The sequence below is a fragment of the Cellulomonas sp. zg-ZUI22 genome (assembly GCF_017353535.1).
GTDB classification, from domain to species: domain Bacteria; phylum Actinomycetota; class Actinomycetes; order Actinomycetales; family Cellulomonadaceae; genus Cellulomonas; species Cellulomonas wangleii.
In genome coordinates this window covers 568,865-589,503 of record NZ_JAFMUZ010000002.1, presented here as the reverse complement: position 1 = coordinate 589,503, position 20,639 = coordinate 568,865, and the positions used below count along the sequence as shown (strand labels likewise).

Genomic DNA, 20,639 nt, shown 5'->3' with positions numbered 1-20,639 from the left:
ACCGGTGGGCCGCAGGGCTTCAGACGTGCCGACGCGCTGCCGATGCCGTCCAGGGGCCCAACGCGGTCCCCGGACGAGGAGGCGTGCGCGTGAAGCAGCTCGGGGAGATCCTGCTGACCGAGGGTCTGGTGACGGAGGCGCAGCTGCTGGCGGCGATCGACGAGCAGACCGTGATGGGGACGTCGCTGGGACGCACGCTGGTCGAGCTGGGGATGCTCACGGAGGCGCAGCTGGTGCGGGCGCTGTCCGCCCAGGTGGGCATGGAGTTCGTCGACCTCGACGACTACCCCGTGGACCGCAACGCCGTGGCTCTCGTCTCCGAGAGCGTCTGCCGACGGCACGCCGTGCTGCCGGTCGCCCTGCGCGACGGTGCGATCGTCCTGGCCACGGCCGACCCCGGCAACGTGGTGGCCGTCGACGACGTGCGCACGCTGTCGGGCATGCGGGTCATCCCGGTGGTGGCGACCTACGACAACGTCCTGCGGGCGATCGACCGGTTCTGCCGCGCGGACGGCGAGATGGAGAACCTGTCCTCGGCTTTCGTCGAGGAGACGCCGGAGCCGGAGGCGGACCTCAACCGCATCGGCGACGTCGTCGACGACGACGCACCGATCGTGCGGTTCGTGAACCTGCTCGTGACCCAGGCGATCACCGACCGGGCGTCCGACATCCACATCGAGCCGACCGAGCACGACCTGCGGGTCCGGTACCGGATCGACGGCGTGCTGCACGAGACGCAGCGCGCCCCCAAGAACATCACCGGCGGCGTCGTCAGCCGCGTGAAGATCATGAGCGACATCGACATCGCGGAGAAGCGCAAGCCGCAGGACGGGCGCATGTCCGTCACCCACAACGGCCGCAAGATCGACCTGCGCGTGGCGACGCTGCCCACCGTGTGGGGCGAGAAGATCGTCATGCGCATCCTCGACAACTCCACGGCGAGCCTCGACCTGCGCGACCTGTCGTTCCTCGAGCACAACTACCAGACGTACCGCGAGTCCTACACCAAGCCCTACGGGATGATCCTGGTGACCGGCCCCACGGGGTCCGGGAAGTCGACGACGCTGTACGCCACGCTCAACGCGGTCTCCAAGCCGGACATCAACGTGATCACCGTCGAGGACCCCGTCGAGTACCGCCTGCCCGGGATCAACCAGGTGCAGGTCAACCCCAAGGCCGGCCTGACGTTCGCCGCGGCGCTGCGCTCGATCCTGCGGTCCGACCCCGACGTCGTCCTGCTCGGTGAGATCCGCGACCACGAGACGGCACAGATCGCGATCGAGGCGTCGCTCACGGGTCACCTCGTCCTGTCCACCCTGCACACCAACGACGCCCCGTCGGCCGTGACGCGACTGACGGAGATGGGGATCGAGCCGTTCCTGGTCGGGTCAGCCCTCGACTGCGTGGTGGCCCAGCGGCTCGCCCGCCGGCTGTGCGCGAAGTGCAAGGAGCCGTACCGGCCGACGCCCACCGAGCTCGAGGCGGCCCGGTTCCCGTGGGTGGCGGGAGAGCCGCTGCCCGAGCTGTACCGGCCCACCGGCTGCGTCGCGTGCTCGCGCACGGGGTACAAGGGGCGTCTCGCGCTGCACGAGGTCATGCAGGTCACGGAGGACATCGAGCGCCACGCCGTGGCGCACTCGTCGTCGGCCGACATCGGGGCGACCGCCGTCAAGCAGGGCATGCGTCGGCTGCGCGAGGACGGCTGGTACAAGGTCGCGGCCGGCGACACGTCCATCGAGGAGATCCTGCGCGTCGTGGCCTGACCGCAGGCGCGCCGGCACTCAAGTCGCGCGCCTCCCGGGCCGATGCCATGGGCGGACCCGCGTCGCCCGCGGGCACCCGTGCGTGGACCGTGGGAGGCAGACGTCGTGAGTGAGACCTACAGGGCAGCGTCCGGGGAGCCCTCTCGGCCGTTGCCGCCGTACCGGCCGGCCGGACCGCAGGCAGCACCGCCCGGGACGTACGGCGCGGCGACGTACCAGCCGATGCCCTCGCAGAGCCACGTGCCCGCGGGGCCGCCCCCCGGGCACGCGTCCCGGGGCTACCCGGGGGTCCCCGCGGGCAGCGTGCCGCCGCCCGCGCACCAGCCCGCGGCGCGCGTCCCGACGCCCGCCGGCGCGCCCGGCGGACCCGCCGCGGGGGGTGCCGGCGGGCCCGCCCCGGCAGGCGGCGCCGGACCGTCGGGTCCGTCGCGTGGCGGTACGCGCGTCGCGGAGCAGGGCGACGTCGCCATCGACGCGGTGCTCCACGAGATGCACCGCCTGGGTGCCTCCGACGTCCACCTCACCGCCGGCACGCCGCCGATGGTCCGGATCTCGGGGGCGCTGCGCCCGCTCGAGCAGTTCGGCGTGATGACGCCCGAGCCGCTGCGCCGCAGCCTGTACGCGTTCCTCACCCAGAAGCAGCGCGAGAAGTTCGAGGCGAACCTCGAGCTGGACCTCTCCCACGCCGTGCGCGGCCTGGCGCGGTTCCGCGTGAACCTGTACCAGCAGCGGGAGTCCGTCGGTGCGGCGTTCCGCGTGATCCCGTACGAGATCAAGCCGCTGGAGGACCTGGGCGTGCCGTCGTCGGTCGGCTCGTTCGCCGGCCTGCCGCGCGGACTGGTCCTGGTGACGGGGCCGACCGGGTCCGGCAAGTCCACCACGCTCGCGTCGATCATCGACCTGGCGAACCGGACGCGCGAGGACCACATCATGACGGTCGAGGACCCCATCGAGTTCCTGCACCGGCACAAGAAGTGCATCGTCAACCAGCGTGAGGTCGGTGCCGACACCCACTCGTTCGCCAACGCGCTGAAGCACGTGCTGCGCCAGGACCCGGACATCATCCTCGTCGGTGAGATGCGCGACCTCGAGACCATCTCGGTCGCGCTGACCGCGGCCGAGACCGGGCACCTCGTCTTCGCGACGCTGCACACGCAGGACGCCGCCCAGACCATCGACCGCGTCATCGACGTCTTCCCCTCCGGGCAGCAGGCGCAGATCCGCACGCAGCTCGCGGCCGCGATCCAGGGCGTCGTCTGCCAGACCCTGGCCAAGAAGGCCAACGGGACGGGGCGGGTCGTCGCCACGGAGGTCATGATCGCCACGCCCGCCATCCGGAACCTGGTCCGCGAGGGCAAGACCCACCAGATCTACTCGGCGATGCAGGCGGGTGCCGACCAGGGCATGCACACGATGGACCAGCACCTGGCCGAGCTGGTCAAGCGCGGCAAGATCACCTACGAGGTCGGCCTGGAGAAGGCGCACCACGTCGAGGACTTCAACAAGCTGGTCGGCCGCACGGCCAAGGTCAACCAGGGCGCCTCGACCCTGCAGGCCAACGCCTTCGGCAACGCGTCCGGTGCGAGCCTGGGAGGCTACTGATGGCTGTCATGCGCACGTACGAGTACGAGCTGTCCGACCGCAGCGGCAAGGTCGTCAAGGGCAGGATCGACGCCCAGAACGAGGAGGCCGTCGCCAACCGGCTGCGCTCGATGGGCATGGCGCCGATCGCGATCCACGAGGTCTCGACGACCGGCCTGCAGACGGAGCTGTCGATCCCCGGGTTCGGCGACCGCGTCAAGCTCAAGGACCTCGCGGTCATGGCGCGCCAGCTCGCGACGATGATCAGCGCGGGCCTGTCGCTGCTGCGGGCCCTGTCGATCCTCTCGGAGCAGACGGAGAGCAAGCCGCTGGCCAAGGCGTTGGGCACGGTGCGCTCGGACGTCGAGACCGGCGGTGCGCTGTCGGAGTCGATGTCGAAGCACAAGGAGGTCTTCCCTCCGCTGATGATCCACATGATCCGCTCGGGCGAGATCGGCGGGTTCCTCGAGGACGCGCTCACCTCGGTCGCGGAGAACTACGAGTCCGAGGTCAAGCTCCGCGCGCAGATCAAGTCCGCCATGACGTACCCGGTAGTGGTGTTCGCCATGGCGATCCTCGCCGTCGTCGGCATGCTGCTGTTCATCGTCCCGGTGTTCGAGAAGATGTTCAGCGACCTGGGTGGATCCCTGCCGGCGCCCACGCAGTTCCTCGTGTTCCTCTCCGGGGTCATGAAGTGGCTCGCGCCCCTCCTGGCGGTGCTGGGCATCGCCTTCTCGGTGTGGTGGCGCAAGCACAAGAACGACGACGCGATCCGCTCCCGCGTGCAGCCCCTCACGCTGCGGACCCCCGTGTTCGGCTCGCTGTTCAGCAAGGTCGCGATCGCGCGGTTCACCCGCAACTTCGGCACCATGCTGGGTGCCGGCGTCCCGATCCTGCAGGCCCTGGACATCGTGGGGGAGACGTCCGGCAACTGGACGATCGAGGTCGCGGTGCGCGACATCCAGCAGGGCGTGCGGCAGGGCCAGCCGATGTCGACGCCGCTGGCCAAGCACGCCGTGTTCCCGCCGATGGTCGTGCAGATGATCACCACCGGTGAGGACGCCGGTGCGCTGGAGCAGATGCTCAAGAAGATCGCGGTCTTCTACGACGAGGAGGTCGCGGCCACGACCGAGCAGCTCACCTCGCTCATCGAGCCCCTCATGATCGCGGTCCTCGGCGTCATCATCGGCGGCATGATCGTCGCCCTCTACATGCCGATCTTCAGCATCTTCGAGCTGGTGCAGTGAGGTTCACCCGGACGGCCGCGGCCGTCCGGGTGAACCTGATCCGACCTCTCAAGTGCCCCCTGACCAGCGTCGATGTCCGTGGTGCACGACCGAACCGCCGGGTCGCAGGCCCGGCAATGGACACCGAAACCGAAAGCAGGGACCAGCACATGATGGCTCGCGTCCGTACCACCATGCAGAAGCGCGCCGAGGGTGAGAAGGGCTTCACGCTCATCGAGCTCCTCGTCGTCATCATCATCATCGGCATCCTCGCCGCGATCGCCATCCCGGCGTTCCTCAGCCAGCGCACCCGCGGCTGGGTCGCGCAGGTCGAGTCCGACCTGAAGAACGCGGCCATCGCGGCCGAGACGTACGCCGTGGGCAACAACGGCTCGTACGAGAACCTGGTCGCGGGCGACGCGGCAGAGGTGTCGCTGGGCGCGAACGGCTACAACGCGACCCAGGACGTCACGGTGACCGTCGACGCGGCGACCGAGACCGGCTTCGTGCTGTCGGCCGAGCACGCGAACCTGGACGCCAAGTCCTGGACGTACGACAGCGCGACCGGCGTCATCGAAGAGGGCTCCGGCGAGTGACCCTGAGCTAGCCCCAGGGGTGTGGGGCGTCGCGCACGCGGCGCCCCACACCCTTGAGTCGTCGAACCACCCGTCCCTGAGGCAACCGGAGGACCTGTGCTCACCTGGTGGCACCGTTGGCAGCGCGCCCGCTCCGGTGACGCCGGCATGGGCCTGCCCGAGCTCCTCGTCGCGATGATGATCTTCGCGCTCGTGAGCACCGGCCTGGCGTACTCCCTCATCAGCACTCTCAGCCTGACGCGCGACGCCCGGGCCCGCGCCGTCGCGGCGAACCTGGCCGCCGAGGAGATCGACCTCGCGCGGGACGCCGCGGACCTGTTCGCGATGCTCGACGAGACCCGCACCGTGCACCTCAACGGCGACGAGTACACCGTGAACCGCACGACGCAGTGGGTGTCCGACCCCGGCGCGGAGTTCACGTGCGGCGCCGGCACGGGCAGCGGCTCGCTGCGGTACAAGCGGGTCAACGTCACCGTCACCTGGGGCGGGATGCGCGACGGGGTGAACCCCGCGCGCAGCGACACGATCCTGACCCCGGACGACCACATCAACGACCCCACCAAGGGCACGATCCTCGTCTCGGTGCTGCGCGCCGACGGCACCGGCAACGCCGGGGTCGCCGTCACGGCGTCGCCCGGCGTGGGCTCGGTCATCAGCCCGACGGACTCCCAGGGCTGCACGTACATCCTCAAGGTCAACCCCGGCACGTACACCGTGACCGTGCAGCGCGCGGAGCACGTCAACGACGCGCAGCTCGCGGCGCCCACGCAGTCCGTCGTCGTCGCGGCGGGGTCCACGGCCTCGGTCGGCTTCCAGCTCGACGAGGTCGCCACCTTCACGGCCACCATGGCGCCGGGTGCGCCGGCCGGGACGCGCCTGCCGACGAGCACGAACTTCCGCACGACCTTCACCAACACGTACGGCAACGCCGCCGTGGTCCCCTTCGGCGGACCGGGGGGGACGAGCCAGACCTACAAGCTCCACCCCTTCACGTCCGGGTACGCACCGTTCGCAGGGACGTGCGACCTGGCCGACCCCCGCGCCTGGCCCGAGGACACGAGCGGACCGGTGCCCCTCGTGGGCACGCTGCCCGACCCCGTCGCCGCGCCGCCCGGCGGGACCGCCGCGATGTCGGTGCCGATGGGCGTGGTGCGCGTGACGCCCGGGGGCGGGCGGTGGCTGCACGCCACCTCGGAGGACCCCGGGTGCGCGGTGACCTACTCGTTCGGCGAGGTCCTCACGGGCTCGGGCGTGAGCATCGCCCTGCCGTACGGGTCCTGGCGGCTGCAGCAGTCGAGCAGCTCCTCCGGCACCAAGAGCAACATCTCCGCGTCCCAGATCGTGGTGCCCGCCCCGGCCGTGCCGGAACGCACGACCGTGGCCGGCAGCGTCGTGACGTTCGACCCGCGCACGGCGGTGCTGCCGTGATGCGCGGCCTGCGCCGGCGCCTGCTGGCGGCCGGGGACCGCGGGATGACGCTGCCCGAGGTGCTCGTGACCACGATGCTCCTGGGCTTCCTGAGCGCGCTGATCCTGGGACTCGTCTCCTCGTTCTCGCAGACGTTCTCGCGCGACCGGGCGGCGGCCGACTCGACGACGGTCGCCGCGGCGGGCATGAAGGAGCTCACCCGCGTGGTGCGTTCGGGCACCGAGCTGCGGCTCCTCGGCGGGGGCGCGGCACCCTCGCCGGTCTTCGTCGAGGCCGGGGCCAACGCCCTGACGATGTTCGCGTACATCGACACGCAGGCCACGAGCCCGAAGCCGGTGAAGGTCCGGTTCTCGATCGACGCGCAGCGACGCCTCGTCGAGACGCGGTGGGCGGCGACGTCGACCGCCGCACCGTGGTCGTTCGTCGCGACGGGCTCCCCGACGCAGACACGTCCGATCGCCCGCCTGATCCCCGTGGGTGCGGACCCGCTGTTCCAGTACCTCGACGCGAGCAACACGCCGCTGACGATCCCCGCGAGCGGGTTCACCACCGACCAGCTGCGCTCGATCGCCGCCGTCCGGGTCACCCTGACGGTCCAGGCGGACGACACGGAGCGCGCCGATCCCGTCCAGATCCACAATGCCGTCGGCATCCCCAACCGGGGCATCTCTCGAGTGAGGCCGTGATGACGTTGTCCCGAGTGCTGCGTGTCCCCGTCGACGAGCGCGAGCGGGGTGCCGCGATGGTCGTCGTGCTCGGGATGACGTTCCTGCTGAGCGCCCTGGTCGTGGCCGGCATCACGACGAGCGTGGGAGCGGCTCGCCAGTCGCAGCGCGACGAGGGGTGGAACGCCGCGCTGGCGGCGGCCTACGCGGGCGTCGAGGAGTACGAGAGCCGGCTCGCGAACGACCTCGGGTACTTCGCCTACGGCAACCCGGCCGCGCCGTTCACCGTGCAGACCGGGTCCAGCTCGCGCGTCTCGCTGCCCGGCGGCGCGTCCGCCAACCCCGCCTTCGGCATCGGCACCTCCGGCACCTGGGCCACGGTGCCCGGCAGCGACGGGCAGGCCGCGTTCCGTTACGAGGTCGACAACTCCCAGTTCTACATCGACGGCACCCTGCGCATCCGCTCCACGGGCCGGGCGGGCGGCGACACCCGCTCGATCGTCGCGGACATCAAGCAGAAGGGGTTCATCGACTTCCTGTACTTCACGGACTTCGAGGTGATGGACCCCCAGGCCCTGTCCCCGGGCAGCGCGGTGAACTGCGCGATCCGCTACCCGAGCCCGCGACCGGGGTGCACGACGATCAACTTCGGCGGCGCGGACGAGATCAACGGCCCGCTGCACACGAACGACGCGATCACGACCAACGGCGCGGCCAAGTTCAACGGCAAGGTCACCACGGCCTACAAGGCGGCGAGCGGTCCGAACTACGTGAAGTCGGGATCCTCGCCGACCTTCCTGCTGCCGGGCGACCCGCAGAACATCGGGTCCATCGGCATGCCCCCGACGAACGCGCAGCTGATGAAGGAGGTCCGCCACGACCTGCCGCTCGAGGTGCCGAACCCCGGGTGCCTGTACACCGGGCCCACGTCGATCACGTTCCACTCCGACGGCACCATGACGGTGATCTCGCCGTGGACCAAGGAGACGCAGGTCAACGCCACGGCATCGCACGGGACCCACCCCGTGAAGTGCGGGGTCCCCGGCGACACCGGCCTGGCCAAGCGCGCCAGCGGCAAGTACGTGGGCCAGAGGATCCCGGTCCCGTCGAACCTCGTGGTCTACGTCCAGACGGTGCCCAACGCCAGCGGCAACGTGAACCGCACGGACTCCAGCCCTTCCAGCAAGCGGCCCCCCTTCCCGGGCACCGGATCGACCAACGACTGCGTGACCAACGGCAACTCGATCGGCTACCCGCGCTCGAGCGAGAAGGTCCCCTTCACCGCCGCGTACGGGTGCCGCAGCGGTGACGTGTTCATCTCGGGCAGGCTGAGCGGCAACGCCACCGTCGCGGCGGAGAACTACATCTACGTGACCGACGACATCGTGTACGACGACCCCGCCGAGGACATGCTGGGCCTCATCGGCAACAACGCGGTGTGGGTCTGGAACCCCGTGAACAGCTCCAACCAGCCGCTGAACGCCAAGAACCGGCGCATCGACGCCGCCATCCTGTCCGTCGCGCACACCTTCATGGTGCAGAACTACGACAAGGGGTCGAGCAACCGCGGCACGCTGACGGTCAACGGGGCGATCGCGCAGAAGTTCCGTGGACCGGTCGGCACCGGCACCGGGGCGTCGATGTCGACGGGGTACGGCAAGGACTACAACTACGACGAGCGGTTCCGGTACACGGCACCACCGAAGTTCCTCTCACCCGTGACCACCACCTACGGTGTCAACGTGTGGGTCGAGGTGGAGCCGGCGTTCGACGCCGACGGGTCGGCGAGCTGACGCCGGTGCCCGTGATCCTCCTGGGGATCGCCGCCCTCCTGGGGCTGGCGATCGGCTCCTTCCTCAACGTCGTCGTCTGGCGCGTCCCCCGGGACGAGTCGGTGGTGCGACCGGCCAGCGCCTGCCCGTCCTGCGGGCACGCCATCCGGGCGCGGGACAACGTGCCCGTCGTGTCGTGGCTCCTGCTGCGGGCACGCTGCCGGGACTGCGGCGAGCCCATCTCCGTGCGGTACCCGGCCGTCGAGCTCGCGACCTGCGTCCTGTTCGTCCTGGGGACCTGGTGGCTGCTGGGCCGTCCCGACGGGCTGTGGCTCCTGCCGGTCGTGTGGTACCTCATCGCCATCGGCGTCGCCCTGACCCTCATCGACCTCGACGTGCACCGCCTGCCCGACAGGATCGTGCTGCCGTCCTACGTCGTGGTCGGGGTCCTGCTCGCCCTCGCCAGCGCGGGGACCGGGCAGTGGGACGCGCTGCTGCGCGCGGCCATCGGCATGGCGGCGCTGTGGACGTTCTACTTCGCCCTGGTCATGATCTACCCCCGCGGCATGGGCTTCGGTGACGTGAAGCTCTCGGGCGTGCTGGGCATGGTCCTCGCGTGGTTCGGCTGGGGACCCCTCGTCGTGGGCGCCTTCGCGGCGTTCCTGTGCGGCGGGGTCTTCGCCCTCGGGCTGGTCGTCCTGCGCCGGGCCGGCCGCAAGTCGCAGGTGCCGTTCGGGCCCTGGATGCTCCTGGGCGCCACGATCGGTGTCGTCGCGGGGCAGCAGATCTGGGACGCCTACCTCCGCGCGACGCTGGGCGGCTGAACCCCGTCGGACGCTCAAGACCGGGCGTCCGTCGTCCGATAGACCCAGAGTCGTCGGACGCGCGAAGGGATGCCACGTGGCCAGGAAGCGTGTGATCGGACTGGACATCGGGACCACCCATGTCCGGGCCGCGGAGGTCGAGTTCGGGAGCGGTGGGTCGTCGGCCCGCGCGCGGCCCCGACTCGTCCGGGTCGGTGTGGCGCAGCTGCCGCCGGGTGCCGTGCGCGAGGGCGAGGTGGTCGAGCGCACGACGGTCGGGAGCACCATCAAGCGGCTGTGGGCGGAGCACAAGTTCGGCTCGAAGAGCGTGATCCTCGGCGTGGGGAACCAGCGCGTCGTCGTCCGTGACCTGGACCTGCCCGCCATGCCCATGGCGCAGGTGCGCTCCTCGCTGCCGTTCCAGGTGCAGAACCTCATCCCCGTGGCCGTCGACGACGCGATCCTCGACTTCCTGCCCGTCGACCTGCGCACCGGCGACGGGGGAGAGGTGATGCACGGCCTGCTCGTCGCGGCGACGAAGGACACCGTGCAGGCGAACACCGCGGCGGTCGAGACGGCGGGCCTGCGCCCGATCGTCGTCGACCTCAGCGCGTTCGCGCTCGCCCGGGCCATGGCCCGCGGCGACGCGGTCGACCACACGATCGCCATCGTCGACGTCGGCGCCCGGGTCACCACGGTCGCGGTCGTCGCGCGCGGGGTCCCGCGCATGGTCCGGATGCTGCCGTCCGGCGGTCAGGACGTCACCGAGGCCGTCGCCGGCGCGCTCGCGATCCCGCTCGACCAGGCGGAGGTCGCCAAGCGGTCGATCGGCGTCGGGTTCTCGCAGGGTCCGGAGACCGAGCGTGCGGCCGAGCAGGTCATGACCGTGGTGTCCGCGCTGGTCGAGGCGGTCCGCAACACCATGGTCTTCTACAACAGCACGCACCCGGGTGCGACGATCGAGCACCTGCTGCTCACCGGCGGCGGGTCGGCACTGCCCGGGCTGGGTCAGTACCTGTCCACGGCCACGCGCCTGCCGGTCAGTCCCGGACAGCCGTTCGCCGGCATCGAGAGCGGCTCCGCGGGCACCGCACTCGCCGGGCAGCAGCACACCCTCGCGATCGCGCTGGGTCTGGCCATGGGAGTCGCAGCATGAGCACCCTCCTGAAGCGTCCGCTCCCCGGTGCGCGCGACACCGGGCGCAGTGCCGTGATGATCCCGCAGACCTACCAGGTCAACCTGCTGCCGCAGCAGTACGCCGACCGGTACGCGCTGGGACGGCTCAAGCGCCGTCTGGCGCTGGTGCTCGTCGCCGTGCTCGCCCTCGCCGGTGCGCTCTACGGTGCGACGCTGACGCAGCTGTCGAGCGCACAGGACCGTGCGGCGCGGGCCGAGCAGGAGACCACGCGCCTGCTGAAGGCGCAGCAGCAGTACGCCGAGGTGCCCGTGGTGCTCGGTGAGCTCGACAGGGCGCGCGGGGCGCGTGAGCTCGGCATGTCGACCGAGATCCTCTGGGCACCGTACCTGGGCGCGATCGGCACCGTCATGCCCGAGGGCGTGACGCTGACCAACCTCGTCATGGACGGCGCGACGCCGCAGCTGGCGCCGGCCCCGCCGGCGCACCCCCTCGCGTCCGAGACGGTCTCGACGATCAGGTTCGAGGCGAGGTCGACGCTGATGGTGGACACCGCCGCCTGGATCGATGGTCTCAACAGCGTGCCGGGCTTCCACGACGCCTGGGTCAGCCTCGCGAACGTCGAGGAGTTCAACGAGGAGACGGTGTACGTGTACTCGAGCAGCGTCGCCGTGAGTCCCCTCGCGTACGCGTCGCGCTTCAGCGGGGAGGACTGACATGGCCGGCAAGTCCACGACATGGGTCGGCGGCACGGTCGTCGTCGCGCTGCTCATCCTGGTCGCGACCTGGTTCGTCGGGATCTCCCCGACGCTCGCCGCGACCTCGACGGCGCACGACGCCGCTGACGCGTCCGACACGCGCAACGTCCAGCTCCGGGCCGACCTGGACCGCCTCGAGCAGCAGTTCGCCCAGCTCGACGCGTCGAAGGCCGAGCTGGCCGCGATCGGGCGGCAGATCCCCCCGCAGGCGCAGCTCGCGGAGTACATCCGGACCGTGCAGGCCACGGCCGAGGCGACGGGCGTGGCCTTCATCGGCTACGTGGCCGGTGAGCCCGAGCTCGTCGTCCCGGTCGAGGTCGAGGCGCCCGCGCCCGCCGTGGCCGAGGAGCCGGAGGCGTCCGAGGGTGCCGAGGGCGCCGAGGACGGTGCGGAGCCCGCCGCCACCGAGACCGTCCCGGCCGGCTTCGTGCCCGTCGAGGGCTTCGTGGGCATGGCGCTCGAGGTCATCGTGCTGGGCCCCGCCGCCAACGTGTCGGCCTTCGTCGACCAGCTCCAGAACGGCCCGGAGCGGCTGTACCTCGTCACCGCGCTCGACGGCGAGGGACAGAAGGAGGAGGAGGGGCGCAACGGGCGCCCCGCCACCGCCGAGGGGGACATCGAGCTGAAGATCACCGGCTACCTGTACGGGCTCGCGCCGACCACGACGCCTGCCCCGACGGAGGAGCCGACGCTCGCACCGCTCCCGCCCGCGACCCCGCCGCGGATGAGCGCGGCCAACTGACGACCCCGGCGCCGCCCCCCCCCCCCCCCCCGCGGCGGTGGCGCGCCCCCCCCGCCCCCCCCCGGCGCCGCCCCCCCCCCCCGGGGGCGGGCGGCGCCGGTGCGCCCGGGGTCCTCGACGCGTCGCACCACGGCCGCCCGCCGTGGACGCGTCGAGGGCCGGCGCACCACGACGTGGGAGGATCCCCCTCATGCTCCGATGGTTGACGTCCGGTGAGTCGCACGGTCCCGCGCTCGTCGGCATCCTCGACGGTCTGCCTGCCGGTGTGCAGGTGCAGACCTCCGACGTCCAGGCCGCGCTCGCGCGGCGTCGTCTCGGGTACGGGCGCGGTGCGCGCATGAAGTTCGAGCAGGACGCGGTGCGTCTGCTGGGCGGCGTGCGCCACGGTCTGACGCAGGGCGGTCCGGTCGCGATCGAGGTCGCCAACTCCGAGTGGCCCAAGTGGGCCGACGTGATGTCGGCCGACCCGGTGCCGCCCGAGGCGCTGACGGTCGACGCCGGCACCGGTGACGTCCGGGAGATCGCGCGCAACCGGCCGCTCACGCGTCCTCGTCCCGGCCACGCCGACCTGGTGGGCATGCGCAAGTACGGCTTCGACGACGCCCGTCCGGTGCTCGAGCGGGCCTCGGCCCGTGAGACGGCGACGCGGGTCGCGCTGGGCACGGTGGCGGCGGCGTTCCTCGAGCAGGTCGCCGGCGTGCGGCTGGTGTCGCACGTCGTGGCGATCGGTCCGGTCGCGGTCCCCGAGGACGCACCAGCCCCGACGCCGGACGACGTCGCGACGCTCGACGCCGACCCGGTGCGGTGCTTCGACCCGGTCACGAGCGCGGCGATGGTGGCCGAGATCGACCAGTGCCACAAGGACGGCGACACCCTCGGTGGCGTCGTCGAGGTGCTGGTCCACGGGCTGCCGTCCGGTGTCGGCACGTACGTGCAGGCCGACGGCCGGCTCGACGCGCGCCTCGCGGCCGCGCTCATGGGCATCCAGGCGATCAAGGGCGTCGAGGTCGGCGACGGCTTCCGCACCGCGACGCGCCGCGGGTCGCAGGCGCACGACGAGATCGAGCGCGACGCGTCCGGGCGGATCGTGCGGCGCACCAACCGTGCCGGCGGCATCGAGGGCGGCATGTCGAACGGCGAGGTCGTGCGCGTGCGCGCGGCGATGAAGCCGATCTCGACGGTCCCGCGCGCCCTGGCGACGGTCGACACGGCGACGGGGGAACCCGTCACCGCCCACCACCAGCGCTCCGACGTGTGCGCGGTCCCGCCGGCGGCCGTGGTCGCCGAGGCGATGGTCGCGCTGGTCGTCGCGCAGACGCTGCTGGAGAAGACCGGCGGCGACAGCGTCGCCGAGGTCCGTCGCAACCTCGAGGCGTACCTCGACGCGGTGCCTGAGCTCCTGACCTGACCGGGGCCGGGTCGCGCGGTCACGCACCGCGCGGCCCGCTGCCCGTCCACTGGACGGCACTGCGCCCCGCCCGTCCGCCGGACGGTATCGCCCATCGCCCGTCCGCCGGACGGCACCGCCCGTCGCCCGTCCGCTGGACGGCGCGGGACGCCGACGGCCGCGCGGCTAGGCTGCCGCCCGTGCCCCCTGCAACCCCCACCCCCGGTCCCCGTCTCGTGCTGGTCGGCCCCCCCGGAGCCGGCAAGTCGACGGTCGCGGCCGCGCTGGCCCGGCGCTGGCGGCTGGCGGTCCGCGACACCGATACCGACGTCGAGAAGGTGGCGGGCAAGTCCGTCGCCGACGTGTTCGTCGAGGACGGCGAGCCGCACTTCCGCGAGCTGGAGCGTGCCGCGGTCGCGACCGCGCTGGCGGAGCACGACGGCGTCCTGGCGCTCGGCGGCGGTGCGGTGCTGCACGAGGGCACCCGCGCGGCGCTGCGGGACTACCGCGACGCCGGCGGTGCCGTCGTCTTCCTCGACGTGAGCCTGGCGCACGCCGCGCCGCGCGTCGGGCTCAACCAGTCGCGCCCGCTGCTGGTCGGCAGCCCGCGCGCGCAGTGGCAGGCGCTCATGGACGCCCGGCGTCCGGTCTACGAGGAGGTCGCGACGGTGCGGGTGTCGACGGACGGGCGCACGCCCGCCGAGGTGGCGGTGGCGGTCGAGGACGCGCTGGGCGCGCCGTCGGCCACGGGGTCCGACGCGTGAGCGGCGGCGAGGCGGTCGTCACGGTCGCGGGGGAGCAGCCGTACGACGTCGTCATCGGCCGGCACCTGCTGGGTCACCTGCCGGCGATGCTGGGCGAGGGCGTGCGGCGCGTGCTCGTCGTGCACCCGGCGGCGCTGGCGACGTCGGCGGAGACGGTCCGCGAGGACCTGCTCGCCGCGGGGTACGAGGTGTACCTGGCGCAGGTGCCGGACGCCGAGGAGCAGAAGACCGCGCAGGTGGCGGCGTTCTGCTGGGGCGTGCTGGGGCAGGCGGACTTCACCCGCTCCGACGCCGTCGTGGGCCTGGGCGGGGGAGCGACGACCGACCTCGCCGGGTTCGTCGCGGCCACGTGGCTGCGCGGTGTGCGCGTCGTGCAGGTGCCCACCACGGTGCTGGGCATGGTCGACGCCGCCGTGGGCGGCAAGACCGGCATCAACACGGCCGAGGGCAAGAACCTGGTCGGCGCGTTCCACCCGCCGGCCGGCGTGCTGTGCGACCTGGCGGCCGTGGAGTCGATGTCGCCGTACGACTTCGTCGCCGGGCTCGCCGAGATCGTCAAGTGCGGGTTCATCGACGACCCGCGGATCCTCGAGCTCGTCGAGGAGAACACCGCGCTGCTGCGCGACCCGGTGGCGGCCGCGTCGTCCCCGGTGCTGGCCGAGCTGGTCGAGCGCGCCGTGCGCACCAAGGCCCGCGTCGTGGGGCAGGACCTGCGCGAGGCCGGGCTGCGCGAGATCCTCAACTACGGGCACACGTTCGGGCACGCGGTCGAGCACGTCGAGCGGTACCGCTGGCGGCACGGGGCCGCGGTGTCGGTGGGCATGGTGTTCGTGGCCGAGCTCGCGCGCCTCGCCGGCCGCCTGGACGACGACGTCGTCGCGCGGCACCGCAGCGTCCTGACGTCGCTCGGCCTGCCCACGGGGTACCGGGGCGACCGGTGGGACCAGCTGCTCGCCGCGATGCGCCGGGACAAGAAGACGCGCGGGGACCTGCTGCGGTTCGTCGTGCTGGACGGCCTGGCCCGGCCCGCGCGCCTGGAGGGCCCGGACCCGACGCTGCTGGCCGCCGCGTACGCGGAGATCGCCACCGAGCCCGAGCGGGGCACCGGCATCCTGCTCTGACCCTTGTGGTGGCGTCTACAACGTTCAGACGTTGTGGAGAGCGGAACAAGGTGAGAGTCTTGTGTCATGTTCGTCCTCACCATCGACCAACGAGGCAGCCGCACGGGCACCGACCGCGTCCCGGAGCTGCTGGCCGACCTGGCCGACGTGCCCGTGGTCCGCGGGTTCGAGCGCACCGTCGGTGACGAGGTGCAGGGCGTGCTGGACGACCCCGACGTGGTCGTCGACACCGCGCTGCGCGTGCTGCGCGACGGCGGGTGGAGCGTGGGGATCGGCGCCGGCGCCGTCGACGAGCCGCTGCCCGCCTCGCCGCGCGAGGGTGCCGGCCCCGCGTTCGTGCTGGCGCGCGAGGCGGTCGAGGCGGCCAAGAGCCGCCAGCGGCCCGTCCCGGTGGCGGTGCGCGGGGCCGACGCGCAGGCCGCCGCCGACGCCGACGGCGTCCTGGTGCTCCTCGGTGCCCTGACCGTCCGACGCACCCCGGCGGGCTGGGCGGCGGTCGACGCGCTGCGCGCCGGCGGCGCCCCGGTGGGCGGCGCGACGGCCCACGCCGCCGGCTCCCGTCCCGCCAGCCCCCGTCCCGTCGGCCGCGACGAGCCGCCGGCGCAGGACGTCGTCGCCGCCGCGCTCGGGGTCACCCAGCAGGCCGTCAGCCAGCGCCTGCGCACCGCGCTGTGGGCCGAGGAGGTCGCCGCGCGTCCCGCTGCGGCGCGCCTGTTGACGCGCGCCGCCGGGTGACGTCAGGGTCGGTCCCGTGCACCCCGCCCTCGTGGCCGGCATCTGGGCCGGCGCCCTGCTCGTGTCCGCCCTCGGCGGCTGGCTCGTCACCCGTGTCGTGCTGCGCCTCGCGTCGCGCTCCCGGGACGCCGGCCGGCACCGCGGCACCCACGGCCCGGTCCTGCTCGAGCCCCTGCGGGTCAGCGACGGCCCGAACGGGGAGGGCGCGCAGATCGTCCTGCGCGGCGGGACGTGGATCGGCGTCCTGGAGCGGCTCGCCGTGACCGGCAGCCTGCTGGCGGGGGTCCCCGAGGGTGTCGCGGTCGTCGTCGCCGTCAAGGGCCTGGGCCGCTACCCCGAGCTGCGGGAGAACCCCGGCGCCTCCGAGCGCTTCGTCATCGGCACGCTCGCCTCCCTGCTGTGGTCGGCGGTCTGCGGGATGGCCGCCGTGCGCCTGCTGCTCGGCTGACCGTGCCACCCGACCATCCCACCCGACCGTCCCGCCCGACCGTCCCACCCGACAGCGCTGCTGCACCGAGGCGCCCGTGGGTGGACCCCCGGTGCGGGCGCTAGGATGGTCGACGGCCTGCGGCCGGTCCGTGCACCTCGTGCACAGGCCCGGCCGGGCGAAGCGAGCCGGACACGGTGGGGCGACCCGCCCGGCGGCTCCGTGGCCGGCAGCCGTCCCGCGGGGCGCTGTGCTCCGGACGCGCCGCACGGCGCGCACCACCACCGACCGGGAGAACGACGCTCGTGGCGACGACCAACGACCTGAAGAACGGCATCGTGCTGCGCATCGACGGCCAGCTGTGGACCGTCGTGGAGTTCCAGCACGTCAAGCCCGGCAAGGGTGGCGCGTTCGTGCGCACCAAGCTGAAGAACGTGCTGTCGGGCAAGGTCGTCGACAAGACCTTCAACGCCGGCATCAAGGTCGAGACGGCGAACGTCGACAAGCGCGACATGCAGTACCTGTACAAGGACGGCGACGACTTCGTGTTCATGGACACGGACACGTACGACCAGCTCCACGTGCCCGCCGCCACCGTCGGCGACGCCGCCAACTTCATGCTCGAGTCGCAGACCGCGCTGGTCGCGACCAACGAGGGCGTCCCGCTGTACGTCGAGCTGCCGCCCTCGGTGGTGCTCGAGGTCACGTACACCGAGCCCGGCCTGCAGGGCGACCGCTCGTCGGCCGGCACCAAGCCCGCCACGCTCGAGACCGGCTACGAGATCCAGGTGCCGCTGTTCCTCGAGGCCAACACCAAGGTCAAGGTCGACACCCGCGACGGGTCGTACCTCGGCCGCGTGAACGACTGACGTGGGCGCCCGGACCAAGGCGCGCAAGCGCGCGCTGGACGTGCTGTTCGAGGCGGAGCAGCGGGACCTGCCCGTCGCGGAGCTCCTGTCGCGCCGCGTCGTGGAGCCGGGTGCCGAGACGTCGCTGCCGCAGTACTCCGTCGACATCGTCGAGGGCGTCCTGGCGCACGCCGAGCGCATCGACGAGCTGCTGGCGACCCACGCGCACGGCTGGACGGTCGCCCGCATGCCGGCGGTCGACCGCGCGCTGCTGCGCATCGGCACCTGGGAGATCCTCTGGAACGACGACGTCCCGGACGCCGTCGCCGTCGACGAGGCCGTCTCCCTGGCGCGCGAGCTGTCGACCGACGACTCGCCGGCCTTCGTCAACGGCCTGCTCGGCCGCCTCGTGGCGCTCAAGCCGACCCTGCTGGCCTGACCCGGCCGGCGGCCCACGCGGCCGCACACCTCACCCGACGCCCGGGCACCTCACAGGTGCTCGGGCGTCGCGTCGCCCAGGGCGCCCTGCATCATGCGCAGCGGACGCGGCACGGTGCGCACCCGGCGCCCGGGCAGGTGCGGCTCCACCCGCCGAACCAGCTCGTCCGCGGCCGGGCGGGGCAGCGGGCGGGCCCCACGCACGGGCAGTCCCGGTGCGGGCCGTCCGACGAAGTTGCCCTGCGCCTGCGGCACGCCGAGCTCGACCAGCGCCTGCAGGTCGCCCGCGGACTCCACACCCTCGGCGACCACGTCCAGCCCGTGGTGCTCGGCCAGTGCGACGATCGCCCGCACCGGCCCCGCCCCGCGCGGCGTGCGGACCTCCCGCACGAACGACCTGTCGATCTTCAGCACGTCGACCGGGAGCCGTGCCAGCCGCGCCAGCGAGCTGAACCCGGTGCCGAAGTCGTCGAGGGCGATCCGCGCCCCGCGGGCCCGCAGCTCGGACAGCACCGGCACCGCGGACGACGTGCGCAGCATCGTGCTCTCGGTGATCTCGATCGTCAGGTGCTCCCACGGCCCGCCGGACCACGCCGTGTCGATGCGCTCGAGGACGTCCTGCTCGTGCAGCTCGCGCGCGGACAGGTTCACGGCCACCGGCATGTGGTGGCGGTCCAGCGCGCGGCGTGCCTGGCGGATCATCGAGCGCCCGATGGGCACGATCAGCCCCGTCTGCTCCGCGAGGGCCAGCCAGTGCTCAGGCAGGACCAGGTGACCGTCCTCCTGCCACCGGGCCAGGGCCTCCAGGCCGACGACCTCGAGGGTGCGGGTGTCGACGATCGGCTGGAAGTACGCGGTGATCCGGTCCTCCTCGACCGCCCGCTCCAGCGCCGAGCGCAGCCGGCGGGCGTCCTCGGCGCGGGCCCGCAGCGCCGGGTCGAACACGCGGTGCCCCGACGCGGTGCGCTTGGCCTCGAGCATCGCGGCGTCCGCGTGCCGCAGCAGCGTGTCCGCGTCGACCACGTCGCTGGGGTTCCAGGTCGCGACGCCGCAGGTCAGGCGAGGGCCCACCACCGTGCCGACCCGCGCGCCGAACCCGCTGCGCACCCGCCGCGCCAGGTCGGCGAGCTCCTCGTCACCGGGCGCCCGCGCCACGATCACCGCGAACTCGTCCCCGGCGAGCCGCGCCACGTACGTGTCGTCGTCGACCCACGTGCGCAGGTAGTCGGCGGTGCGTCGCAGCAGCTCGTCGCCCGCGGCGTGCCCCTCACGGTCGTTGACGTCCTTGAAGCCGTCGATGTCGCAGTACACGACCGTCACCCGGGTGCGCTCGACGGCGGCCCGCTCGAGCACCTCGAGCAGGTGGGTGTCGACGGCCCGCCGGTTGGGCAGGCCCGTCAGGGTGTCCGTCACGGCCGCGCGCGACAGCCGCTCGGTGAGCGTGTACCGCTCGGCTGCCGACGACACCACCAGGCCGAGGTCGATGAGGAAGGTCCGCTCGTGCGGCGCCAGCCGGTCCGGGGCCTCGGGGAACAGGTCGACCACGAACCGGTCACGCTGCAGCGGGCGCAGGGACCCCTCGATCGTCGGGTCCTCCAGCACCTCCCGGGCGGCGTCGCGGGCCTGCACCAGCAGCGCGTCGGGATCGCGGTGGAACCAGGCGTTGTTGGTGACCTGCGCGAGCGCGTCCCGCATCAGCTCGCGCCGCCGTGCGGTCTGCTGCGACCGACGCAGCCGCACCGACGCCAACGACTCCAGCCCCACGGCCAGCGGCAGCGGCCACAGCCCGGCCAGCAGCGCACCGAGAGGCTGGCCCCCGAGCAGGATGCCCGCGGTGAGCATGGTCAACGACCCGGCCGCGGCCACCACCAGCAGCACGCCCAGCGCGTTGAGCCGCACCGCACCCAGCGCCATCACCACGTACCCCACGACCAGGGCGAGCACGAGGAACAGCAGGGCGACGGCGACGGGCCGCCCGGTGGGCACGCCCGGTGCGTCGACGGGCCCGAACGTGAGGAACCACAGCACCGTGCGGACGGCCAGCAGCACCGCGGCGGTGACGACCCACGGTCGCAGCCGCGGGCCCGTCCTGCCGAACGCGCGCGTCGCGGGCAGGCACAGCAGCGCGACCACCCCGACGAGCTGCCCGTGCAGGAACGACAGCGCCTCGCGCAGCTCGGCCCCCACGGCGATGCCGTGCAGGCCTGCCACCAGCACCATGCCGGCCATGGCCACGGACAACGCCAGCGCCCACGACGACCCGTCGGAGCGCAGCGCACCACGCCACCAGACCCACTGCAGCACGCAGAAGCCGACGATGAGGCCGGCCGCCAGGAACTGCAGGACGGTGGTCCACAGGGGGACGTCGCCGAGCATGTCGGGTACATCGGCCGCGCCGGGGCCCCACATGAACGGCATCCGGGTGACGGGGCAGGGGCCGGCGGTCCCCG

19 protein-coding genes are annotated in these 20,639 nt (G+C 72.8%); 18 read left to right on the top strand and 1 reads right to left on the bottom strand.

Features of this window, described 5'->3' with window-relative positions:
• Window positions 1–89 precede the first annotated feature (89 nt).
• The 18 genes from J1G43_RS10425 to nusB all read left to right on the top strand — a co-directional run bounded on the left by J1G43_RS10425 (window position 90) and on the right by nusB (window position 18,190).
• Window positions 90–1,763 (top strand): GspE/PulE family protein, encoded by a 1,674-nt coding sequence (locus tag J1G43_RS10425; protein ID WP_207341970.1) that lies wholly within the window; start codon window positions 90–92, stop codon window positions 1,761–1,763.
• Window positions 1,764–1,868: 105 nt separating this feature from the next.
• On the top strand, window positions 1,869–3,365 hold the full coding sequence (locus tag J1G43_RS10420; RefSeq protein WP_207378406.1) for a PilT/PilU family type 4a pilus ATPase: 1,497 nt from the start codon (window positions 1,869–1,871) through the stop codon (window positions 3,363–3,365).
• Complete coding sequence (locus J1G43_RS10415) at window positions 3,365–4,591, top strand: type II secretion system F family protein (RefSeq protein WP_207378405.1); 1,227 nt, start codon at window positions 3,365–3,367, stop codon at window positions 4,589–4,591. The genes J1G43_RS10420 and J1G43_RS10415 overlap by 1 nt, the downstream gene beginning before the upstream one ends.
• 152 nt (window positions 4,592–4,743) lie before the next feature.
• Window positions 4,744–5,166: a prepilin-type N-terminal cleavage/methylation domain-containing protein gene (locus J1G43_RS19380; RefSeq protein WP_278186616.1), complete on the top strand. Its 423-nt coding sequence runs from the start codon at window positions 4,744–4,746 to the stop codon at window positions 5,164–5,166.
• 96 nt (window positions 5,167–5,262) lie between these two features.
• Complete coding sequence (locus tag J1G43_RS10405; protein ID WP_207371486.1) at window positions 5,263–6,594, top strand: type II secretion system protein J; 1,332 nt, start codon at window positions 5,263–5,265, stop codon at window positions 6,592–6,594.
• Window positions 6,594–7,280, top strand: a complete 687-nt coding sequence (locus tag J1G43_RS10400) for a type II secretion system protein (RefSeq protein ID WP_374191798.1) — start codon at window positions 6,594–6,596, stop codon at window positions 7,278–7,280. The genes J1G43_RS10405 and J1G43_RS10400 overlap by 1 nt, the downstream gene beginning before the upstream one ends.
• Window positions 7,280–9,052, top strand: coding sequence for a hypothetical protein (locus J1G43_RS10395; RefSeq protein WP_207341964.1), 1,773 nt, complete (start codon window positions 7,280–7,282; stop codon window positions 9,050–9,052). Before J1G43_RS10400 ends, J1G43_RS10395 begins: the two co-directional genes overlap by 1 nt.
• Before the next feature lie 5 nt (window positions 9,053–9,057).
• Window positions 9,058–9,855: an A24 family peptidase gene (locus J1G43_RS10390; protein ID WP_207341963.1), complete on the top strand. Its 798-nt coding sequence runs from the start codon at window positions 9,058–9,060 to the stop codon at window positions 9,853–9,855.
• A 76-nt stretch (window positions 9,856–9,931) separates the two neighbouring features.
• A complete protein-coding gene (gene pilM, locus J1G43_RS10385; protein ID WP_207341962.1) occupies window positions 9,932–10,990 on the top strand; it encodes a type IV pilus assembly protein PilM in 1,059 nt (352 codons plus the stop codon).
• Complete coding sequence (locus J1G43_RS10380; RefSeq protein WP_207341961.1) at window positions 10,987–11,685, top strand: fimbrial assembly protein; 699 nt, start codon at window positions 10,987–10,989, stop codon at window positions 11,683–11,685. The genes pilM and J1G43_RS10380 overlap by 4 nt, the downstream gene beginning before the upstream one ends.
• A 1-nt stretch (window position 11,686) precedes the next feature.
• Window positions 11,687–12,469, top strand: coding sequence for a hypothetical protein (locus tag J1G43_RS10375; protein WP_207378402.1), 783 nt, complete (start codon window positions 11,687–11,689; stop codon window positions 12,467–12,469).
• A 190-nt stretch (window positions 12,470–12,659) separates the two neighbouring features.
• Window positions 12,660–13,877: a chorismate synthase gene (gene aroC / locus J1G43_RS10370; protein ID WP_207370408.1), complete on the top strand. Its 1,218-nt coding sequence runs from the start codon at window positions 12,660–12,662 to the stop codon at window positions 13,875–13,877.
• Between the two features lie 179 nt (window positions 13,878–14,056).
• Window positions 14,057–14,620, top strand: a complete 564-nt coding sequence (locus J1G43_RS10365) for a shikimate kinase (protein ID WP_207342281.1) — start codon at window positions 14,057–14,059, stop codon at window positions 14,618–14,620.
• Entirely contained in the window at window positions 14,617–15,741 is a 1,125-nt protein-coding gene (aroB, locus tag J1G43_RS10360; protein ID WP_207342280.1) for a 3-dehydroquinate synthase, read from the top strand. Before J1G43_RS10365 ends, aroB begins: the two co-directional genes overlap by 4 nt.
• Window positions 15,742–15,807: 66 nt before the next feature.
• A complete protein-coding gene (locus J1G43_RS10355) occupies window positions 15,808–16,476 on the top strand; it encodes a hypothetical protein (RefSeq protein WP_207378401.1) in 669 nt (222 codons plus the stop codon).
• Window positions 16,477–16,492: 16 nt separating this feature from the next.
• Complete coding sequence (locus tag J1G43_RS10350) at window positions 16,493–16,924, top strand: hypothetical protein (RefSeq protein WP_207342278.1); 432 nt, start codon at window positions 16,493–16,495, stop codon at window positions 16,922–16,924.
• 284 nt (window positions 16,925–17,208) lie between these two features.
• On the top strand, window positions 17,209–17,772 hold the full coding sequence (efp, locus tag J1G43_RS10345; protein ID WP_089798971.1) for an elongation factor P: 564 nt from the start codon (window positions 17,209–17,211) through the stop codon (window positions 17,770–17,772).
• Between the two features lies 1 nt (window position 17,773).
• Window positions 17,774–18,190, top strand: a complete 417-nt coding sequence (gene nusB / locus J1G43_RS10340; RefSeq protein ID WP_207342277.1) for a transcription antitermination factor NusB — start codon at window positions 17,774–17,776, stop codon at window positions 18,188–18,190.
• Window positions 18,191–18,240: 50 nt separating this feature from the next.
• Here the strand turns inward: nusB and J1G43_RS10335 are convergent, their stop codons facing one another.
• Window positions 18,241–20,607 carry a bifunctional diguanylate cyclase/phosphodiesterase gene (locus J1G43_RS10335; RefSeq protein ID WP_207378400.1) on the bottom strand — a complete coding sequence of 789 codons (2,367 nt, stop codon included), beginning with the start codon at window positions 20,605–20,607 and terminating at the stop codon, window positions 18,241–18,243.
• Window positions 20,608–20,639 lie beyond the last annotated feature (32 nt).